The following is an 18,388-nucleotide window of genomic DNA, read 5'->3' on the forward strand; positions in this document are numbered from 1 at the left end:
GGCACCATGAGGTGCCGGAACGCTCCTTGGCCCACCTGGGCGGTTCTGCTATCGGACGCGCCCGGGCTACCGCGTACGCCGGGTCACGAACTCCGCCAGCGCCAGCAGACCGCCCGCCGCCGCAAGGTCCGGTACCGCCCGGGACAGCTGGTGCACCGCCCGGCCCATCCGGTCCGCGGCATGGGCCTGCGCCCAGTCGCGGCCCCCGGCCCGCTCCACCGCTTCGGCGGCCCGGTGCACGTCGTCGCCGGTCATGGGCCCGGCGTACAGCTCGGCCAGTTCCCGGCCCGCGTCGGTGCCTGAGGTGAGGGCTGCCACCACGGGCAGGGACTTCTTGCGGGCGAGCAGATCGGCGCCGGCCGGCTTGCCGGTGTGCTCCGGGTCGCCCCAGATGCCGATCAGGTCGTCGATCAGCTGGAAGGCCAGCCCGGCCTCCCGCCCGAACGCGTCCATGGCGTCGACCTCGTCCGGCCCGGCCCCGGCATAGAGCGCACCGAGCGCACAGGCGCACCCCAGCAGGGCACCGGTCTTGGCCATCGCCATGGTCAGGCACTCGTCCAGCGACACCTGGGCCCGCTGTTCGAAGGCACAGTCCGCCTGCTGCCCCGCGCAGAGCTCGATCAGACAGGCGGCGAGCCGGGCCGAGGCCTGCGCGGAGGCCGGATGCGCATCCTCCGCCAGCAGACGCAGGGCGAGCGCCATCACGGCGTCCCCGACGATGATCGCGTCCGGTGTCCCGAACACGGTCCACGCCGTGGGCCGGCCGCGCCGCCGGACGTCCTCGTCGATGACATCGTCGTGCAGCAGGGTGAAGTTGTGCGCCAGTTCCACGGCCACCGCCGCCGGTACCGCCCGATCCGCGTCCCCGCCCAGCGCCTGTGCAGCGGCGAGCACCAGGGCGGGCCGGATGGCCTTGCCCGCGTTGCCCGCGGCCGGGGTGCCGTCCGCGTCCTCCCAGCCGAAGTGGTACATCGCCACGCGCCGCATGGATCCGGGCAGGTTCTCGACCGTGCGGCGCAGCTCCGGGTTGACCGTTTCCCTCGTGTGTTCCAGGAGAGCCGCGGCCTCCTGGCCCTCACCGGTCGCGATGGCGTTCAGCGCCGGCGGCCGATCTCGACGTTCTCCAGCACCCCGAGCGCGTCCGGGACCAGCACCGCGGCCGAGAAGTAGGCGGTGACCAGGTACGAGATGATCGCCTGCTCGCTGATGCCCATGAAGCGGACCGACAGGCTCGGCTCGATCTCGTCCGGGATGCCGGTCTGATGCAGGCCGATCACGCCCTGCTCGTCCTCGCCGGTACGCATGCAGAGGATCGAGGTGGTCCGGGCGTCGCTGATCGGGATCTTGCTGGACGGGAAGATCGGCACCCCGCGCCAGGACGGCACCCGGTGGCCGCCGATCTCGACGGCCTCCGGGTACAGGCCGCGCTTGTTGCATTCGCGGCCGAAGGCGGCGATGGCCTGGGGGTGGGCGAGGAACAGCTTGGAGCCGCGCCGCATGCTGAGCAGCTGGTCCATGTCGTCGGGGGTGGGCGCGCCGTCGTGCGGCTGGATGCGCTGGTCGTAGTCCGCGTTGTGGAGCAGGCCGAACTCGCGGTTGTTGAGCATCTCGTGCTCCTGGCGCTCGCGCAGCGCCTCGACCGTGAGCCGCAACTGCTGCTCGGTCTGGTTCATCGGCTGGTTGTACAGGTCGGCGACCCGGGTGTGCACGCGCAGGACCGTTTGTGCAATGGAGAGTTCGTACTCGCGCGGCCGGGCCTCGTAGTCCACGAAGGTGCCGGGCAGCACAGCCTCGCCGACGTGGCCGGCGGAGAGGTCGATCTCGGCCTCGCCGTACGTGTTGGTGCGCTGCTCGGGCATGGCCCGGACCCGGTCGAGGTGGGCGCGGAGGGAGTCCACGCGGTCGGCGAGCAGCTGGAAGTCCTGCCGGGAGAGGACCAGTGCGGTGCCGGAGGTGGCGGCACGCGCGGTGTACTCCCAGATCGCCTCGTCGTCGAGCAGGCTGTCCTCGCCGAAGTAGGCCCCGTCGGCGACGGTGCGGAGCACGGCGTCCTCGCCGTAGGGGCCCGGGCCGACCTGGTCGATGCGGCCGTGGGCGAGCAGGAAGACCGTGTCGGAGCGGCTGCCGAAGGAGGTGAGTTCCTGGCCGGCCTCGAAGTCGATCTGCCGGCAGCGCTGTGCGAGCTCGCCGAGCACGTCGATGTCGTCGTACGAGCGCAGCAGCGGCAGTTCACCGAGCTCGGCCGGAATGACCTGGACCTGGTCCCCGGTCTTGATGAACGTGACGCGTCCGTCGCCCACCGAGTAGCTGAGCCGGCGGTTGACCCGGTACGTGCCGCCCTGCACGGACACCCACGGCAGCATCTTCAGCAGCCACCGGGAGGTGATCTCCTGCATCTGCGGCACGGACTTGGTCGTGGTTGCCAAGTTCCGTGCGGCCGAGGTGGCGAGACTGCGCTGCGGCAGCGACTGTGCCTCGGTTTCGGAACCTGCCTGGACCGACATGTGTCATTCCCCTTCGATCACTCCATGAATCTGCGATCGAAGCCTCGCAGGACGGAACGTGACGGGGCCATTACACAAAAGGGTGGGACTACTCCGAGCGGGTCTGGGCACTCTCTTCTGCCACGGTCGATGGAGACCGCCTTAATTTGCATATCAGATGCACATATCTCTACCGTGGGCCCATGCGGCTCACCCGATTCACCGACCTGGCCCTGCGCGTCCTGATGCGCCTGGCCGTCGCGGAGGCGGACCATCCGACCACCCGCGAGGTGGCGGCGACCATGCAGGTCCCCTACACGCACACCGCCAAGGTGGTCGCCAGGCTGCAGCACCTCGGCCTGGTCGAGGCCCGGCGCGGTCGCGGTGGCGGGCTCACCCTCACCGGCGCCGGGCGCTCCGCCTCGGTCGGCGGGGTCGTCCGCGAGCTGGAGGGCGCGGGCGACGTGGTCGAGTGTGAGGGCACCACCCCCTGCCCGCTGCGCTCCGCCTGCGTACTCCGCGGCGCGCTCCGCCGGGCCCAGGAGGCCTTCTTCGCCGCGCTGGACCCGCTGACGGTGAACGACCTGGTGGCGACCCCGACCGGGCCGCTGCTGCTCGGGATCTCCGGCGGAACCGAAAGACCGACGATCTAGCCACAACCGGGACCGGCCGACCGGCCGGCCATCCGCACACCCTTAAATACGCATCCCACATACCAATTAAGAAGAAGCGAGGATCTCCATGCTCTCCGAGAAGTCGACCGCGACCGTACGCGCCACCCTGCCCGCCGTCGGAGCCGCCATCGGGGACATCACCGAGCTCTTCTACCGCAAGCTGTTCACCGCCCACCCGGAGCTGCTGCGCGACCTGTTCAACCGCGGCAACCAGGCCGCCGGAGTGCAGAAGCAGGCCCTGGCGGGATCCATCGCGGCCTTCGCCACCCACCTCGTCGACCACCCCGGGACCCGCCCCGATGTGATGCTGGCCCGCATCGCGCACAAGCACGCCTCGCTGGGCGTCACCCGCGAGCAGTACCGGACCGTGCACCTCCACCTCTTCGCGGCGATCGCCGAGGTCCTCGGCGAGGCCGTCACCCCCGAGGTGGCCAAGGCCTGGGACGAGGTCTACTGGCTGATGGCCAACGCCCTGGTCGCCATCGAGGAGCGCCTGTACGCCGAGCAGCAGGTGGCGGCCGGCGAGGTCTGGCGCACCTGGAGGGTGACCGGCCGGACCGAGGAGACCCCCGACTGCACCACCTTCCGGCTCGCCCCCGCCGACGGCCGGCCCGCCCCGGTGCACCGGCCCGGCCAGTACGTCTCGGTCCAGGTCGAACTGCCCGACGGCGCCCGGCAGATCCGCCAGTACAGCCTCTGCGGCGCGCCCGGCTCCCCGGACCTCTCGATCACCGTCAAGCGGGTGCACGGCCCGGCCGCCGGCGGCCCCGACGGGGAGGTCTCCCACCACCTGCACACCCGGGTCCACCCCGGGGACACCCTGCGCGTCTCCGCCCCGTACGGCGACCTGGTCCTGACGGACAGCCGGGACCCGCTGCTGCTCGCCTCGGCCGGCATCGGCTGCACCCCGATGCTGTCGATGCTGGAGCACCTGGCCGACACCGGACACACCGCCCCGGTCACCGTCGTGCACGCCGACCGCTCCCCCGCCGACCACGCGCTGCGCACCGACCACCGCGCGCTGACCGGCAAACTGGCCGATGCCCGGGCGTACTTCTGGTACGAGGAGTCCCCGGAGCCGGGCGACCTCCAGGGCCTGGTGGACCTGGCCCCCGTCCCGCTCGCCCCGGGCACCCGGGCCTACCTCTGCGGCCCGCTGCCCTTCATGCGCGCGGTCCGCGAGCAGTTGCTGGCCAAGGGCCTGCCGGCGGCGGACATCCACTATGAGGTGTTCGGCCCGGATCTGTGGCTCGCGAACGCCTGAGGCCGACTGTCCGAATCGGCTCGCTCAACGTACGAACAACATACGAAGGCACTAGCCGCGGAAGGGCCGCCTCCGCTACACCCGGTGACAACGGGTACGCAAGGAAGGAGGCGGCCATGGCCGCACCCATGTCCTCGGAACGGTTCATCAACGCATTGCGGGGCGAGGGGCTGACCGTCGTCGAAGTCGGCGCCTGGCGCACGCACAACCGCAACCACAAGGGCCCCTGGGGGCCGGTCCACGGGGTGATGATCCACCACACGGTCTCCCGGGGCACCGCAACGACGGTGTCCATCTGCCGCGAGGGCGACGCGGACCTCCCCGGTCCGCTCTGCCACGGCGTGATCACCAAGGACGGCCGGGTCCACCTGGTCGGCTACGGCCGCGCCAACCACGCCGGGGCCGGGGACTCGGACGTACTGGCGGCGGTGATCGCGGAGAAGGCCCTGCCACCGGACAACCAGGCGAACAGGGACGGCAACCGCCACTTCTACGGCTTCGAATGCGAAAACCTCGGCGACGGCCGGGACCCCTGGCCGGAGATCCAACTCGCCGCGATCGCCCGCGCGGCAGCAGCCGTCTGCCGCGTCCACGGCTGGAACGCCCGCTCGGTGATCGGCCACCTGGAGTGGCAGCCGGGCAAGATCGACCCGAAGGGCTTCACGATGCGCTCAATGCGCGACCGCGTGGCCGAACGCCTGAAGTAACCCACCGGGGGCGAGGAACCCCAACCGCCCACACCCCCTCGCCCCCACCGGGGTCACGATCAAGCCGACCCGGCTTCCGCCTGCCTGCGGGACAAACCGAGCCGGCGCCGATCGCGCTCGACCCGCGTAACGACGACCTTGATCCGGTCACCCACCTGGACGGCTTGCTCGGGGGTTTCGACGGGTTCGAGAGCCAGCTCTTCGAGATGGACGAATCCCTCCACACCGTCTGCAACGCATACGAAGGCACCGAAGGGCACGAGTTTGGTGACCCTTCCGTCCACCTGCATCCCCTCCCGCACCATGTCGGCGAACTGCTGGAACGGGTCCGGTTCCAGCGCGCGCAACGAGAGCCTGGCCTCGCCGTTCCAGGAGTCGAAGTACAGGAACTCGCAGGTGACCTGTTGTCCGATCTCGACCACCTCGGAAACGGACTCGAATCTCCGCCACGACAGATCGGGGATGGTAATGAAGCCGACCCCCGGATACACCGGATGCTGAGGTCCGTCATCCAGCGCCACGAACACGCCGAATGACCGCACGTCCGCCACAGTGCCGGAGAGGTGGTCACCAGACCGGAGGGACTTCAGGAACGCCCAGAGTTCAGGATTCTCTGTGATCACGGCGTTCAGCCTCTCACCCCGGCAGGCGCATGGTCAGCCGAGGTACGGCGCGGGGCGGCGCTCCAAGAAGTGTTGGAGGCGCAGGCGTTGGGTGTGGTGCAGGGGCAGCGCGTCGAGGTCTGCCGCTGCCACGAAGCGCAGTTCCGTGCTCTCGTCAGAAAAGGCCAGTTCTCCGCCCGTAATGCGGGCAGTGAAGCAGACGTTGAACTGTCGCCTGACCTCGCCGTCGCTGTACTCGATGATGTGCCGGGGGTCCGTGTACGTACCGACCAGTCCCGTGATCTCCACGTCGAGCCCGGTCTCCTCCTTGACCTCACGGACGGCCGTGCCGGGCAGCGAGTCACCCAGGTCCATCCCTCCGCCGGGCAGCGCCCACAGGCCGTTGTCCGTGCGCCGTTGCAACAGGATGCGACCCTCGCCGTCGGTGACCACCGCCGATGCGGCCACGACCATGCTGTTCGGCGCGGGCGCGTGGGGATCGTCGTAGTACTCGGTCCGAGCCATCGGGGCGTACCTCCACGGACGCACCGTACGCGTTCACACCCCGACCGGCACACAATGGACGGGTGAACCGTCCCGCGCATCTCGACCTGCTCTTGCAGCCACGCCCGCCCTCTCCGCTGCAGGAGGTTCGGGACGAGCGGTTCGAGCGGGGTGGGGTGCGGCTGGTGGTCAAGCGGGATGATCTTGTGCACCCGGAGCTGCCCGGGAACAAGTGGCGGAAGCTGGCGCCCAATCTGCGGGCCGCCGTCGAGGGTGGGTATCCCTCGTTGTTGACCTTCGGCGGGGCCTATTCGAACCATCTGCGGGCCACCGCCGCCGCCGGGCGGCTGCTCGCGCTGCCCACCGTGGGCGTTGTGCGCGGCGAGGAGCTGGCCGGGCGGCCGTTGAACGCCTCGCTGGCGCAGTGCGTGGCCGACGGGATGCGGCTGCACTTCGTGAGCCGGGCCCGGTACCGGGAGAAGTCGGATCCCGCCCTGCCGGCGGAGGCGGGCGCGGCCGAGGCGTACGTGGTCCCCGAGGGCGGCAGCAATCCGCTCGCCCTGACGGGCTGCGCGGAGCTGGGCCGCGAGCTCGCCGGGGCGGCGGATGTGGTGGCGGTCGCCTGTGGCACCGGTGGGACGCTGGCCGGCCTGGCGGCCGGGCTGGGGCCGGGGCAGCGGGCGCTGGGGGTGCCGGTGCTGCGCGGGGGCTTCCTCGCCGAGGAGATACGTTCCCTCCAGGCGGCGGCCTTCGGAGCGCCCCTCGGCAACTGGTCCCTGGCGGAAGGCTTCCACCACGGTGGCTATGCCCGGGTGCCGGCGGACCTGGAGGCCTTCGCCGCGGACTTCGAGGCCCGGCACCGGCTCCCGGTGGAGCGCATCTACGTGGCGAAGCTGCTGTTCGCCCTGGCCTCCCTGGCCGAAGCCGGCGCGTTCCCCGCGGGGACGACCGTGGCCGCCGTCGTGACCGGCCGCCCCTGATGGCCGCGGTCCCGGCCCGGCGTCATTCCTCCCGGTACGCCGCCGCCTCCTCCAGGTCCAGCCGGCGGAGCAGCACGCGGAGCATCTCGTCGTCGATCCGGCGCCGGTCGCGGAGGTCGACGAAGACCTCCCGCTCCGCCTCGATCATCTCCCGCGACAGCCGCCGGTAGACCTCGTCCGCCGACTCCCCGGTCACCGGGTTCACCTCCCCCAGCCGCTCCCACACCGCGTTGCGCCGCCGCTCCAGCACCGTGCGCAGCCGGTCCGCCAGCGGCGGCGGGAGCTGGTTGGCCGGGTCCTCCAGAAGTTCCGTCAGGCGCTCGTCCGCCGCCCGCGAGGCCTCGCTCTGGGCCTGCGCCTCCGCCAGCGTCTCAGCCTGCACGTCCCGCGGCGGCAGCCGCAGCAGCCGGATCAGCGGCGGCAGGGTCAGGCCCTGCACCACCAGCGTGGCGATCACCGTGGTGAAGGTGAGGAAGAGGATCAGGTTGCGGTACGGGAAGGGGCTGCCGTCGTCCAGGGTCAGCGGGATCGAGAAGGCGATCGCCAGCGAGACCACTCCCCGCATGCCCGCCCAGCCGACGATCACCGGGGACCTCCAGTCCGTCGTCGGCTCCCGTTTCCGGATCCGCGCGGACAGCACCCTCGGCAGGAAGGTGGCCGGGAACACCCAGACGAACCGGGCGACCACCACCACCAGGAACACGGCCAGCGCGTACCAGGCCGCGTCCAGGCCCTCGTACTCGCCCAGGTCCTTGAGGACCACCGGCAGCTGGAGGCCGATCAGTGCGAAGACCACCGATTCCAGGATGAACGCGACCATCTTCCAGACCGCCGCCTCCTGGAGCCGGGTCGCGAAGTCGACCTGCCAGGCCCGGTGGCCCAGGTAGAGGGCCACCACGACCACCGCCAGCACCCCGGAGGCGTGCACCCGCTCCGCCACCGCGTACGCCACGAACGGGATCAGCAGGGAGAGGGTGTTCTGGAGCAGGGGTTCCCGCAGGCGGGTGCGGAGGTGGTGGATCGGGACCATCAGCAGCAGGCCGACGCCCACACCGCCGACCGAGGCCAGCAGGAACTCGGTGATCCCGCCCGCCCAGCCGGCGCCCTCGCCGACCACCGCCGCGAGCGCCACCTTGTAGGCGGTGATGGCGGTGGCGTCGTTGACCAGCGACTCGCCCTGCAGGATGGTGGTGATCCGGTTGGGCAGGCCGAGCCGCCGGGCGATCGCGGTCGCGGCGACCGCGTCCGGCGGGGCGATCACCGCGCCGAGGACCAGCGCGGCCGTCAGCGGCAGCCCCGGCACCACCAGGTGGACCACATAGCCGACCACCAGGGTCGCGAAGAGGACATAGCCGACCGACAGCAGCGCGACCGGCCGGAAGTTCGCCCGGAGGTCCAGGTAGGAGCTGTCCACCGCCGCCGTGTAGAGCAGCGGGGGCAGCAGCAGCGGCAGGACGATGTGTGGGTCCAGGGTGTAGTCGGGCATCCCCGGCAGGTACGCGGCCACGAGCCCGGCCGCGACCAGCAGCAGCGGCGCCGGCACCGGGGTGCGGCGGGCCAGCCCGGCCACGGCGGCGCTGGCCGCCACCAGCGCGACCAGCGGAAGTACCTCCATGGAAGATCCGCCCTCCATCCCTCGCCGATTCCTCGACGCGCGCCCCCACCTGCGTAACCTGGCCATCATGAGCGAGTGCACGCACCTACCGGAACTGCCGCGCCCCGAGCCTGCCCCACATGCCCTGACCTGCCCGCAATGCGAAGCCATGGGCAGCCATCCGGTGCAGTTGCGGCTCTGCCTCTGGTGCGGCCACGTCGGGTGCTGCGACTCCTCCCCGCACCGCCACGCCACCGCGCACTTCCTCGAAACCGGCCATCCGGTGATGCGGAGTTTCGAGCCCGGCGAGACCTGGCGGTGGTGTTTTGTCGATGCCTCGATCGTCTGAGGTTCGATCGCTCGCGGTGGGGTAGGTCAACCCTCCGCCGGTTCCCTCGATTTGGGCCCGCAGACCCCTAGCCACTGTGTGTACCCATGGGCTTACCATCAGTCACTGACTGCCATTGGTCTGGGGTCGGGTGCCACCGGGGGTGCCGCGACACGATCGTCCGGATCGCGATAGCGTCACCGGCGAACAGAGCTCGTACCACCTTGGAGGTGAGGGTGTCCCAGATCGCAGGCGAGCCCGGGACCCAGGACTTCGTGGAAGTCCGGCTGCCGGCCGCGGGTGCCTACCTGTCGGTGCTGCGTACGGCCACGGCCGGCCTCGCGGCACGTTTGGACTTCACCCTCGACGAGATCGAGGACCTCCGCATCGCGGTGGACGAGGCCTGCGCGATCCTGCTCCAGCAGGCCGTGCCCGGCTCCGTCCTCAGCTGCGTATTCCGGTTGGTCGACGACTCGCTGGAGGTGACCGTGTCGGCCCCGACGACCGACGGACGTGCACCGGAGCGCGACACATTCGCCTGGACCGTCCTGTCGGCGCTGGCCGGCAAGGTCGAGTCCACGGTCGAGGAGGACCGCACGGTCAGTATCAGCCTCTACAAACAGCGCGGCGCGGGACCAGGCCCGGCGTGAGCGGCGGGGAGACCCCGGTGCGGGAGGCGGCAGGCATCCCGGAGCAGCATGCCCGCCCCCACCCGGTGGAGGACGGCGGGCCGGCGGACGGCGGGCCGACGGACGGCACGGCGGCAGACGGCTTTTTGGACTCGGCGGAGCGACGGGCGGGCCCTATGAGCGAGAACCAGCACGAACATCAAGAGGGGCACGATCCGCGCGACCGCAGCGGCGCGCGGGCCCTGTTCCTGCAGCTGCGGGAACTTCCGGAGGGGTCCCCGCAGCGGGCCGAGCTCCGCAACCGGCTGGTCCGGATGCACCTGCCGCTGGTCGAACACCTGGCGCGGCGGTTCCGCAACCGGGGCGAACCACTGGACGACCTGACACAGGTCGCCACCATCGGGCTGATCAAATCGGTGGACCGGTTCGACCCGGACCGGGGCGTCGAGTTCTCGACGTACGCGACCCCGACCGTGGTCGGCGAGATCAAGCGGCACTTCCGCGACAAGGGCTGGGCGGTCCGCGTCCCGCGGCGCCTCCAGGAACTGCGGCTGTCGCTGACCACCGCCACGGCCGAGCTGTCCCAGCAGCACGGCCGCTCCCCCACGGTGCACGAGCTGGCGGAGCGGCTCGGGATCTCCGAGGAGGAGGTGCTGGAGGGGCTGGAATCGGCCAATGCCTACAGCACGCTGTCGCTGGACGTGCCGGACACCGACGACGAGTCGCCGGCGGTCGCGGACACGCTGGGCGCGGAGGACGAGGCGCTGGAAGGCGTCGAGTACCGCGAGTCACTGAAGCCGCTGCTGGAGGGGCTGCCGCCCCGGGAGAAGCGGATCCTGCTGCTGCGCTTCTTCGGCAACATGACGCAGTCGCAGATCGCGCAGGAGGTCGGCATCTCCCAGATGCACGTCTCCCGCCTGCTGGCCCGCACCCTGGCCCAGCTTCGGGAGAAGCTCCTGGTGGAGGAGTAGGCGGCGGAGCAGCCGCTACGCCCTACGCCATATACGCCCTAATACGTCCTATACGTCCTACGCCGCGTCCCTGGGCCCGATGCCCAGGGCCTCGGTGGCCGTCGGGTTCACCAGCAGGACGATCACGGCCAGTGCGGCCAGGGCCAGGGCCACGGCCGCCGCGATCATCGCGCCGCCGGTGGTCCAGAGGGTCCAGGCCACCGGCATGGCCATGATCTGGGTGATCAGTGCCGGGCCGCGGCTCCAGCGACGGCCCAGGCGCAGCCCGCGGGCCGCGATCAGCGGCAGCGCGGCGAGTGCGAGCACGGTGATGCCGCCGGTCTCGGCCTGCTGCGGGGAGTCGGCGTCGCCGGCGATGCCGACAAACAGCAGGTAGACACCGAGGCCGGCCAGCGCCAGGCCCTCGAGGGCGGTGAGCGCCGCGGCGGCGGTCAGCCGGCCGGGGACGACGGGCGCGGGCGCGGGGGTCTGCGGGGTCTGCTTCGTACTCACCCCAGCAGGGTAGCGGCGCGCCCCGGGGCGGCGGTGGGGGCAGCCGGTATGAGTGGTGTGACATCGGGTGGGTACTCTGACGCTCATGCGTGCACTCCTCGTGGCCAACCCAGCAGCGACGACCACCAGTGCGCGCACGCGCGATGTCTTGATCCACGCCCTGGCCAGCGAGATGAAGCTGGAGGCGGTGACCACCGAGTACCGGGGGCACGCCCGGGACCTGGGACGCAAGGCCGCCGAGAGCAAGGACATCGAGCTGGTCGTGGCGCTCGGCGGGGACGGCACGGTCAACGAGGTGGTCAACGGTCTGCTGCACGCGGGCCCGGATCCGGAGCACCTGCCCCGGCTGGCCGTGGTGCCGGGCGGGTCCACCAATGTGTTCGCGCGGGCGCTCGGCCTCCCCAATGACGCGGTCGAGGCGACCGGCGCCCTGCTGGACGCACTGCGGGAGCGGCGCGAGCGGACGGTGGGGCTGGGACTGGCGGCGGGTCCGGCGGGCTCGGAGGACGAGGGGGTCCCGGAGCGCTGGTTCACCTTCTGCGCGGGCTTCGGCTTCGACGCGGGCGTGGTCGGCCGGGTGGAGCAGCAGCGGGAACGCGGCAAGCGTTCGACCCACGGCCTGTACGTGCGACAGCTCGTACGGCAGTTCCTGGGGGACTCCAACCGGAGGCGCGGCACGGTGACGCTGGAGCGGCCGGGCGCGGATCCCGTCCACAACCTGGTGCTGTCGATAGTCTGCAACACCTCGCCGTGGACCTACCTGGGAAATCGCCCGCTGTACGCGTCCCCGGAGGCCTCCTTCGACACCGCACTTGACGTGCTGGCGCTGAACCGTTTGTCAACTCCGGCCGTCGCGCGCTACGCGACACAGCTGCTGACCTCGACTCCTGAGCGGGGCCCGCGCGGCAAGCATGCCTTGTCTCTGCACGATCTGACCGACTTCACCTTGCATTCGAAGGTGCCGCTTCCGTTCCAGATGGACGGAGACCACCTCGGTCTGCGGACCAGCGTTCGGTTCACAGGCGTTCGCCGTGCACTGCGTGTGATTGTGTGAGTAGAAGAGCCTAAAAGCCTTTCACTCGAACGTTTAGGCGCCGGTCCACCCCTAAGAAGTACGGCTGTGACCTAGTCGACACCGACGAATCAAAAAAAACTTTCCGGAAGGGGTTGTATCCCCGTCCGAGGTTTGCGAATCTCTACATGGCGATCGGGACAGCCCGCAGGACCGGCACCCACGAAGACCGCCAGAACCCCTCCACGCATCACGGACCGCCCCGGGCAACTGGGCGTTGGCCCTTCCCTTGCGTAGGGATTCGTGAAAGCGTTCACATTCACAAGCAACGTGCAAGTCACACAAGAGAGGTAGCAGCCATGGACTGGCGTCACAACGCCGTTTGTCGTGAGGAAGACCCCGAGCTGTTCTTCCCCATCGGCAACACCGGTCCTGCGCTGCTGCAGATCGAGGAAGCCAAGGCCGTCTGCCGCCGCTGCCCCGTCATGGAGCAGTGCCTGCAGTGGGCGCTCGAGTCCGGCCAGGACTCCGGCGTCTGGGGTGGCCTCAGCGAGGATGAGCGCCGCGCCATGAAGCGCCGCGCCGCCCGCAACCGGGCGCGCAACGCCACCGCCTGACATCGACTTTCGAGCCTCGAGCCGCAGCGCGTAGTACCCAAAGCAGCGCTCAGCAACGTGCTCTTGAGCCCCGGACCGGGAAACATTCGGTCCGGGGCTCAGTGCTGTGCCCCGGACCCTCGCGGTCACGGCGTCACACTGTGTGACTGCTACTTCTGCGGGCTGGCCGGTATGTCCAGGACCACCTTGGTGCCCCGCGGCTCGCTCGCCACCATGTCGAAGCTGCCGCCGAGCTCTCCCTCGACCAGGGTCCGTACGATCTGCAGCCCGAGGTTGCCGGCCCGCTGAGGGTCGAAACCCTCGGGCAGCCCGCAGCCGTCGTCCAGCACCGTGATCAGCAGCCGGGCGTCGTCCCGGCCGGTGCCGCTGCGCATCGCGGACACCTCCAGCGTGCCCCGCTCCCCCGGCGCGAAGGCGTGCTCCAGCGCGTTCTGCAGGATCTCGGTGAGCACCATCGACAGCGGGGTGGCCACCTCGGCGTCCAGGATCCCGAACCGTCCGGTGCGGCGGCAGTCCACCTTGCCGGGCGAGATCTCCGCGACCATCGCGATCACACGGTCGGCGATCTCGTCGAACTCGACCCGCTCGTCCAGGTTCTGCGAGAGGGTCTCGTGCACGATCGCAATCGAACCGACCCGGCGCACCGCCTCGTTGAGCGCCTCGCGACCGTTCTCCGAATCCATCCGGCGCGCCTGGAGCCGCAACAGTGCGGCCACGGTCTGCAGGTTGTTCTTCACCCGGTGGTGGATCTCCCGGATGGTCGCATCCTTGGTGATCAATTCACGTTCGCGACGGCGCAGTTCGGTGACGTCCCGGCAGAGGACCAGGGAGCCGATCCGGGTTCCCTTGGGCTTCAGTGGAATGGCGCGCAGCTGGATGACCCCGCCGTTGCCCTCGACCTCGGTCTCCCGGGGGGCCCAGCCGCTGGCCAGCTTGACCAGTGCCTCGTCCACCGGGCCGCGGGACGGGGCGAGTTCGGCGGTGGTGGTGCCCAGGTGCTGGCCGACCAGGTCGGAGGCCAGGCCCAGCCGGTGGTAGGCGGAGAGCGCGTTCGGTGATGCGTAGGTCACCACGCCGTCGGCGTCCAGCCGCATCAGGCCGTCGCCGACCCGCGGCGAGGCATCCATGTCGACCTGCTGGCCGGGGAACGGAAACGCCCCGGCGGCGATCATCTGGGCCAGGTCGGAGGCGGACTGGAGGTAGGTCAGCTCCAGCCGGCTCGGTGTACGGACCGTGAGCAGATTGGTGTTCCGGGCGATGACCCCGAGCACCCGGCCCTCGCGGCGGACCGGGATGGACTCCACCCGGACCGGCACCTCCTCGCGCCATTCCGGGTCGCCCTCGCGCACGATCCGGCCCTCGTCCAGGGCCGCGTCCAGCAGCGGCCGACGGCCGCGCGGAACCAGGTGGCCGACCATGTCGTCCTGGTAGGAGGTGGGGCCGGTGTTGGGCCGCATCTGCGCGACCGAGACGTACCGGGTGCCGTCGAGGGTGGGAACCCACAGGACGAGATCCGCGAAGGACAGGTCGGAGAGCAGCTGCCACTCCGAAACCAGCAGGTGGAGCCACTCCAGGTCAGTCTCACTGAGAGCGGTGTGCTGGCGTACGAGGTCGTTCATGGAGGGCACGTGTGCGAGCGTACCCCGGGTTCGGGGGATGACATTGCGCACGGCTTTCCCACAGGAATACCCAGGAGTACCGTCGGCCGCGTACTGTTGGAGGAACCGCCGGAGCAGATCTGCCCTCCTCGGTGGATGGACAGAACAGATTGGTCTAGTCCACAATCGAAATGAAGACTTCCGCCCTCCCCGCACAGGAGGACGGATCGAGGGAAGCCCAGCGCGTTCTGCCCTGACCGCGCAGGCCCCTCCTGCCGGCCGCCGGGACCGCACACCCGCCGGCCGCCATACTCCGGGCTGCGGTGCCGGACGGGTTGAGGGTCCCGTCCCGGCACCGTGGCCCTGAGGATCTCCGACCGGCCCCTCAGGCCGTCAGGCGGCGGGCCAGGCCCGCAGCGCCACCTCGGCCACCGCCGCCAGTTCCGCCCGGGTCGCGCCGTCCCGCGACTGCTGGGACATCCCCTGGAGCACCGCCCAGCTGTACCGGGCCAGCGCCGCCGCGTCCGTATCGGCCGGCAGCACCCCGGCGGCGACATCCGCCCTGATCCGGCTCTCGAAGGCGGCCAGATTGGCCTCCCGAAGCACCCGCAGGCCCTCCGCCACCTCCTCGGTGGCGGTGTTCACGGCCGCGCTGATCACCAGGCAGCCCCGCGGATGGCCCGGGTCGGTGTAGATCTCGGCGGCCTCGCGCAGGATCCGCTCCACCGCCGCCCGCGCGGTGGGCTCCTCGGCGAGGGCCACGCTCCCGAAGTCCCCGTACCGGCACCCGTACACCGCCACGACCTCGTCGAACAGCTTCCGCTTGTCGCCGAACGCCGCGTAGAGGCTGGGCGCGCCGATGCCCATCACGGCGGTGAGGTCCGCGATGGAGGTCGTCTCGTAGCCGCGCTCCCAGAAGGCATGCATGGCCTTGTCGAGGGCGGCGTCCCGGTCGAAGGAACGGGGCCTGCCACGCTGTCCGGTCACCATCCCCAAATTCTATAGCGCCCGCTAGCAAATCTGGTACGGTCCCATTCTGTAGCGACCGCTAGCAATTTCTGGACGGACGGAATGGGGAGGCACGTCATGGGTGTACTCGACGGGAAGACGGCACTGGTCACGGGCGGCGGCCGGGGGATCGGGCGGGCCGTGTCGGAGCGGCTGGCCCGGGACGGGGCGCTGGTCGCCGTGCACTACGGGAACAACGAGGCGGCTGCGCTGGAGACCGTGGCCGCGATCGAGGCGGCCGGCGGGCGGGCGTTCGCGCTCCGGGCGGAGCTGGGGGTTCCGGGGGACGCGGAGGCGCTCTGGGCGGCGTACGAGGCCCATCCGCTGAGCACCCCGGGGGTGGACGTCCTGGTCAACAATGCGGGGTCGGCGACTTTCGCGGACATCGAGGCCACCGATGAGGAGGCCTACGACCGGGCGCACGCGGTGAACGCCAAGGCGCCGTTCTTCATCATCAAGCACGGGCTGGCGCGGCTGCGGGACGGCGGCCGGATCATCAATGTGACCGGCACTCCGGACATCGCCCTCCCGGCCATCCTGGCCACCATCACCGCCAAGGGTGCGGTGAACGCGCTGACCGTCTCACTGGCCGCGCAGCTCGCCCCGCGCGGGATCACGGTGAACTCGGTGGGCCCGGGGATCGTGGAGACCGACCTGAACGCGGCCTTGCTCGCCGATCCGGCGGTCCGGGCGCACGCGGCCTCCCGGTCGGTGTTCCACCGGCTGGGCACCACCGGGGAGGTGGCCGGCGCCGTGGCGTTCCTGGCCTCGCCCGACTCCGGCTGGGTGACCGGCCAGCACCTGCCGGTCACGGGCGGCCTCCAGCTGTCTCTGCTCTGACCCGGGAGGCCGGGGCGGGCGATCCGGATCACCATGGGAGCAGTGGCCGGAGCAGCGGCCGAAGCACCCCCTCGCCCGCCCCGGCTCTGCTAGATTGGTCTATACCACAATCGAGCTTCTCTCCAGATCGGCAGGCCCAGCGTGGAAGTTGTCATCGTCCCGGACGCCAAGGCAGGCGGCGAGCTCATCGCCGAGGCCATGGCCGCCCTGGTACGCCGCAAGCCCGACGCCCTGCTCGGCGTGGCGACCGGGTCGACGCCGCTGCCGATCTACCAGGCGCTGGCCGCGAAGGTGCAGCGCGGCGAGGTCGACGCCTCCCGCGCCCGGATCTGCCAGCTCGACGAATACGTCGGCCTGCCGGCCGGACACCCCGAGTCCTACCGCGCGGTCGTGCTCCGCGAGGTGGTGGAGCCGCTCGGCCTGTCCGAGGACTCCTTCATGGGACCGGACGGCTCGGCCGCGGACATCGTGGCCGCCTGCGAGGCGTACGACCGGGCGCTCGCCGAGGCCGGCGGCGTCGACCTCCAGCTGCTGGGCATCGGCACCGACGGGCACATCGGCTTCAACGAGCCCTGCTCCTCGCTGGCCTCCCGCACCCGGATCAAGACGCTGACCGAGCAGACCCGCCTCGACAACGCCCGCTTCTTCGACAACGACATAGACCAGGTGCCGCACCACGTCATCACCCAGGGCATCGGGACCATCCTGGACGCCCGCCACCTGGTGCTGCTGGCCACCGGCGAGGGCAAGGCCGAGGCGGTGGCGCAGACCGTCGAGGGCCCGCTGTCGGCCCTGGTGCCGGCCTCGGCGCTGCAACTGCACCGGCACGCCACGGTGATCGTGGACGAGGCAGCCGCGTCCAAGCTGAAGCTCGCGGACTACTTCCGCCACACCTACGCCAACAAGCCTGCCTGGCAGGGACTGTAGGCCCGTCAGTACCGGCGGGTGGGCGCACTCGCCCCCGGCGGCTCCGCACCGCCCGCACCGCCCGCACCCCGCCACGCGTCGGCCAGTTCGGCGGGGAACCGGCGGCCACTGCGGGTCAGGACCACGCCGGGGGCGAGCTCGACCTCGTCCCCGGGGCGGAACGGCCGGCCGGTCCCCGGCGGCAGCGGCTCCCACGGCCCGAACCCGCCGCGCCGGCCGGCCGGCCGCATCCGGGTGCCGTAGCTGCTGACGTCGCGGATCAGCACCGAGCCCTTGCGGGCGGAGACGGTCACATGGGTCCGGCTGACCCGGGCGGCGGTCTCCGGCTTCAGCAGGCTGTGCAGGGCGATTCCGGCCGGACCGGGGTGCCGGCCCACCTGCGCCTCGGCGCCCTCGTCGAGGGTGTAGCGGGCCACGCAGACCCCGTCGATCACGGCCTTGAGCTGGGCGGTTCCCAGCCGCGGCCCCTGGTCCTCGAGCGGCAGCCCGTGCAGTTCGCAGGTGGGTACGCCTCCGCGGATGCGCGGCAGCAGGACCCGGCCGCCCTTTCGGGTGTCGTAGAGCGAGCAGCGGCGTTCCGGGCAGCGCCAGGACCGCATGATCACCGTGGTCATCGGGGTGCTGGAAGGCCCGATGAGCCCCTGCTTCTTGAGCGCGGAGAGCTCCATCTTGCGGGAGATCTCGGCCGCCGAGCGGACCCCCATGTCCATCGGGACGAGGGCCACCGTGCCGCCGGCGCGCGGCTCGGGCCGCAGGAACTGCCAGGTGTTGCCCTGGATCCAGTCGTGTTCGAGCCGGTGGTCGACGTACTGGTCGCCGGTGATCACCCGGGTGCCGGTCATCCGCGCCAGCTCCAGGATCCGCTCGTCGGCGTCGGCGACCTCCTCGACCAGCCCGTCGGCCACCCAGCGGCGCAGCCGGCGCACCTCGGCGGGGTCCGCGAACTCCCGGTGCCCGCCCAGCAGGCTGATGTCGGCGACCGGGTACACGGAGACGTCCGGGTCCCCGGTGAGCTCCATCAGGGCGCGGAGCACCAGGCCCAGCCGGCGCAGCGACCGGGGGCCGCGGGGGCCGATGTTCGTCTGGCGCACGACGTTGGAGAGTTCGACCAGGTAGTCGGCGTGTTCGGCCGAGGCGGCCAGGTGCTGTTCCATGTGT

The 18,388-nt window shown here is 71.0% G+C and carries 20 protein-coding genes; 11 read left to right on the top strand and 9 right to left on the bottom strand.

Going from position 1 to position 18,388, the window contains the following annotated elements; genetic code table 11:
- Positions 1 to 66: 66 nt before the first annotated feature.
- Positions 67 to 1,098, bottom strand: a complete 1,032-nt coding sequence (locus ABT123_RS29215; protein WP_351320208.1) for a family 2 encapsulin nanocompartment cargo protein polyprenyl transferase — start codon at positions 1,096 to 1,098, stop codon at positions 67 to 69.
- Complete coding sequence (locus ABT123_RS29220) at positions 1,095 to 2,504, bottom strand: family 2B encapsulin nanocompartment shell protein (protein ID WP_351320089.1); 1,410 nt, start codon at positions 2,502 to 2,504, stop codon at positions 1,095 to 1,097. Before ABT123_RS29220 ends, ABT123_RS29215 begins: the two co-directional genes overlap by 4 nt.
- Positions 2,505 to 2,686: 182 nt before the next feature.
- On the opposite strand from ABT123_RS29220, the gene ABT123_RS29225 reads away from it, so the two are divergent.
- From ABT123_RS29225 to ABT123_RS29235, 3 genes are all read left to right on the top strand, one after another.
- Positions 2,687 to 3,136 carry an Rrf2 family transcriptional regulator gene (locus tag ABT123_RS29225; protein WP_351320091.1) on the top strand — a complete coding sequence of 150 codons (450 nt, stop codon included), beginning with the start codon at positions 2,687 to 2,689 and terminating at the stop codon, positions 3,134 to 3,136.
- A gap of 88 nt (positions 3,137 to 3,224) precedes the next feature.
- Positions 3,225 to 4,421, top strand: a complete 1,197-nt coding sequence (locus tag ABT123_RS29230) for a globin domain-containing protein (protein WP_351320093.1) — start codon at positions 3,225 to 3,227, stop codon at positions 4,419 to 4,421.
- Between the two features lie 116 nt (positions 4,422 to 4,537).
- A complete protein-coding gene (locus ABT123_RS29235) occupies positions 4,538 to 5,128 on the top strand; it encodes an N-acetylmuramoyl-L-alanine amidase (protein ID WP_351320095.1) in 591 nt (196 codons plus the stop codon).
- Between the two features lie 59 nt (positions 5,129 to 5,187).
- Here ABT123_RS29235 and ABT123_RS29240 read toward each other — a convergent pair whose 3' ends face one another.
- Both ABT123_RS29240 and ABT123_RS29245 read right to left on the bottom strand, forming a co-directional pair.
- Positions 5,188 to 5,751 carry a S1 RNA-binding domain-containing protein gene (locus ABT123_RS29240; RefSeq protein WP_351320097.1) on the bottom strand — a complete coding sequence of 188 codons (564 nt, stop codon included), beginning with the start codon at positions 5,749 to 5,751 and terminating at the stop codon, positions 5,188 to 5,190.
- A 33-nt stretch (positions 5,752 to 5,784) separates the two neighbouring features.
- Entirely contained in the window at positions 5,785 to 6,255 is a 471-nt protein-coding gene (locus ABT123_RS29245) for an NUDIX domain-containing protein (protein WP_351320099.1), read from the bottom strand.
- A gap of 62 nt (positions 6,256 to 6,317) precedes the next feature.
- Between ABT123_RS29245 and ABT123_RS29250 the strand changes: the two genes are divergently transcribed.
- Complete coding sequence (locus ABT123_RS29250; protein WP_351320101.1) at positions 6,318 to 7,214, top strand: 1-aminocyclopropane-1-carboxylate deaminase/D-cysteine desulfhydrase; 897 nt, start codon at positions 6,318 to 6,320, stop codon at positions 7,212 to 7,214.
- 22 nt (positions 7,215 to 7,236) lie between these two features.
- Here the strand turns inward: ABT123_RS29250 and ABT123_RS29255 are convergent, their stop codons facing one another.
- Entirely contained in the window at positions 7,237 to 8,829 is a 1,593-nt protein-coding gene (locus ABT123_RS29255; protein WP_351320103.1) for a Na+/H+ antiporter, read from the bottom strand.
- Between the two features lie 67 nt (positions 8,830 to 8,896).
- On the opposite strand from ABT123_RS29255, the gene ABT123_RS29260 reads away from it, so the two are divergent.
- The 3 genes from ABT123_RS29260 (at position 8,897) to ABT123_RS29270 (ending at position 10,736) form a co-directional block, all read left to right on the top strand.
- Positions 8,897 to 9,157 (top strand): UBP-type zinc finger domain-containing protein, encoded by a 261-nt coding sequence (locus ABT123_RS29260; RefSeq protein ID WP_351320105.1) that lies wholly within the window; start codon positions 8,897 to 8,899, stop codon positions 9,155 to 9,157.
- A 215-nt stretch (positions 9,158 to 9,372) separates the two neighbouring features.
- Positions 9,373 to 9,786: an ATP-binding protein gene (locus ABT123_RS29265; protein ID WP_030153599.1), complete on the top strand. Its 414-nt coding sequence runs from the start codon at positions 9,373 to 9,375 to the stop codon at positions 9,784 to 9,786.
- Entirely contained in the window at positions 9,783 to 10,736 is a 954-nt protein-coding gene (locus ABT123_RS29270; RefSeq protein ID WP_351320107.1) for an RNA polymerase sigma factor SigF, read from the top strand. Before ABT123_RS29265 ends, ABT123_RS29270 begins: the two co-directional genes overlap by 4 nt.
- Before the next feature lie 57 nt (positions 10,737 to 10,793).
- Here the strand turns inward: ABT123_RS29270 and ABT123_RS29275 are convergent, their stop codons facing one another.
- Complete coding sequence (locus tag ABT123_RS29275) at positions 10,794 to 11,228, bottom strand: hypothetical protein (protein WP_351320109.1); 435 nt, start codon at positions 11,226 to 11,228, stop codon at positions 10,794 to 10,796.
- An 85-nt stretch (positions 11,229 to 11,313) separates the two neighbouring features.
- On the opposite strand from ABT123_RS29275, the gene ABT123_RS29280 reads away from it, so the two are divergent.
- Together ABT123_RS29280 and ABT123_RS29285 are read left to right on the top strand one after the other, a co-directional pair.
- The gene (locus ABT123_RS29280; RefSeq protein ID WP_351320111.1) at positions 11,314 to 12,282 is read left to right on the top strand and encodes a diacylglycerol/lipid kinase family protein; all 969 of its coding nucleotides are present in this window, start codon (positions 11,314 to 11,316) and stop codon (positions 12,280 to 12,282) included.
- Between the two features lie 317 nt (positions 12,283 to 12,599).
- Entirely contained in the window at positions 12,600 to 12,857 is a 258-nt protein-coding gene (locus tag ABT123_RS29285; protein ID WP_004937597.1) for a WhiB family transcriptional regulator, read from the top strand.
- A 149-nt stretch (positions 12,858 to 13,006) separates the two neighbouring features.
- On the opposite strand, the gene ABT123_RS29290 is transcribed toward ABT123_RS29285, so the two are convergent.
- Together ABT123_RS29290 and ABT123_RS29295 are read right to left on the bottom strand one after the other, a co-directional pair.
- Positions 13,007 to 14,476, bottom strand: a complete 1,470-nt coding sequence (locus ABT123_RS29290) for a sensor histidine kinase (protein ID WP_351320210.1) — start codon at positions 14,474 to 14,476, stop codon at positions 13,007 to 13,009.
- 372 nt (positions 14,477 to 14,848) lie between these two features.
- Positions 14,849 to 15,445, bottom strand: coding sequence for a TetR/AcrR family transcriptional regulator (locus tag ABT123_RS29295; protein ID WP_351320113.1), 597 nt, complete (start codon positions 15,443 to 15,445; stop codon positions 14,849 to 14,851).
- A gap of 96 nt (positions 15,446 to 15,541) precedes the next feature.
- On the opposite strand from ABT123_RS29295, the gene ABT123_RS29300 reads away from it, so the two are divergent.
- Both ABT123_RS29300 and nagB read left to right on the top strand, forming a co-directional pair.
- On the top strand, positions 15,542 to 16,303 hold the full coding sequence (locus tag ABT123_RS29300; protein WP_351320115.1) for an SDR family oxidoreductase: 762 nt from the start codon (positions 15,542 to 15,544) through the stop codon (positions 16,301 to 16,303).
- Positions 16,304 to 16,444: 141 nt separating this feature from the next.
- Positions 16,445 to 17,230 (top strand): glucosamine-6-phosphate deaminase, encoded by a 786-nt coding sequence (gene nagB / locus ABT123_RS29305; protein ID WP_351320117.1) that lies wholly within the window; start codon positions 16,445 to 16,447, stop codon positions 17,228 to 17,230.
- Between the two features lie 5 nt (positions 17,231 to 17,235).
- Here the strand turns inward: nagB and ABT123_RS29310 are convergent, their stop codons facing one another.
- Positions 17,236 to 18,384 (bottom strand): FHA domain-containing protein, encoded by a 1,149-nt coding sequence (locus tag ABT123_RS29310; protein ID WP_351320119.1) that lies wholly within the window; start codon positions 18,382 to 18,384, stop codon positions 17,236 to 17,238.
- Positions 18,385 to 18,388 lie beyond the last annotated feature (4 nt).

It is taken from the genome of Streptomyces sp. NPDC002054 (assembly GCF_040296685.1).
GTDB lineage: Bacteria > Actinomycetota > Actinomycetes > Streptomycetales > Streptomycetaceae > Streptomyces.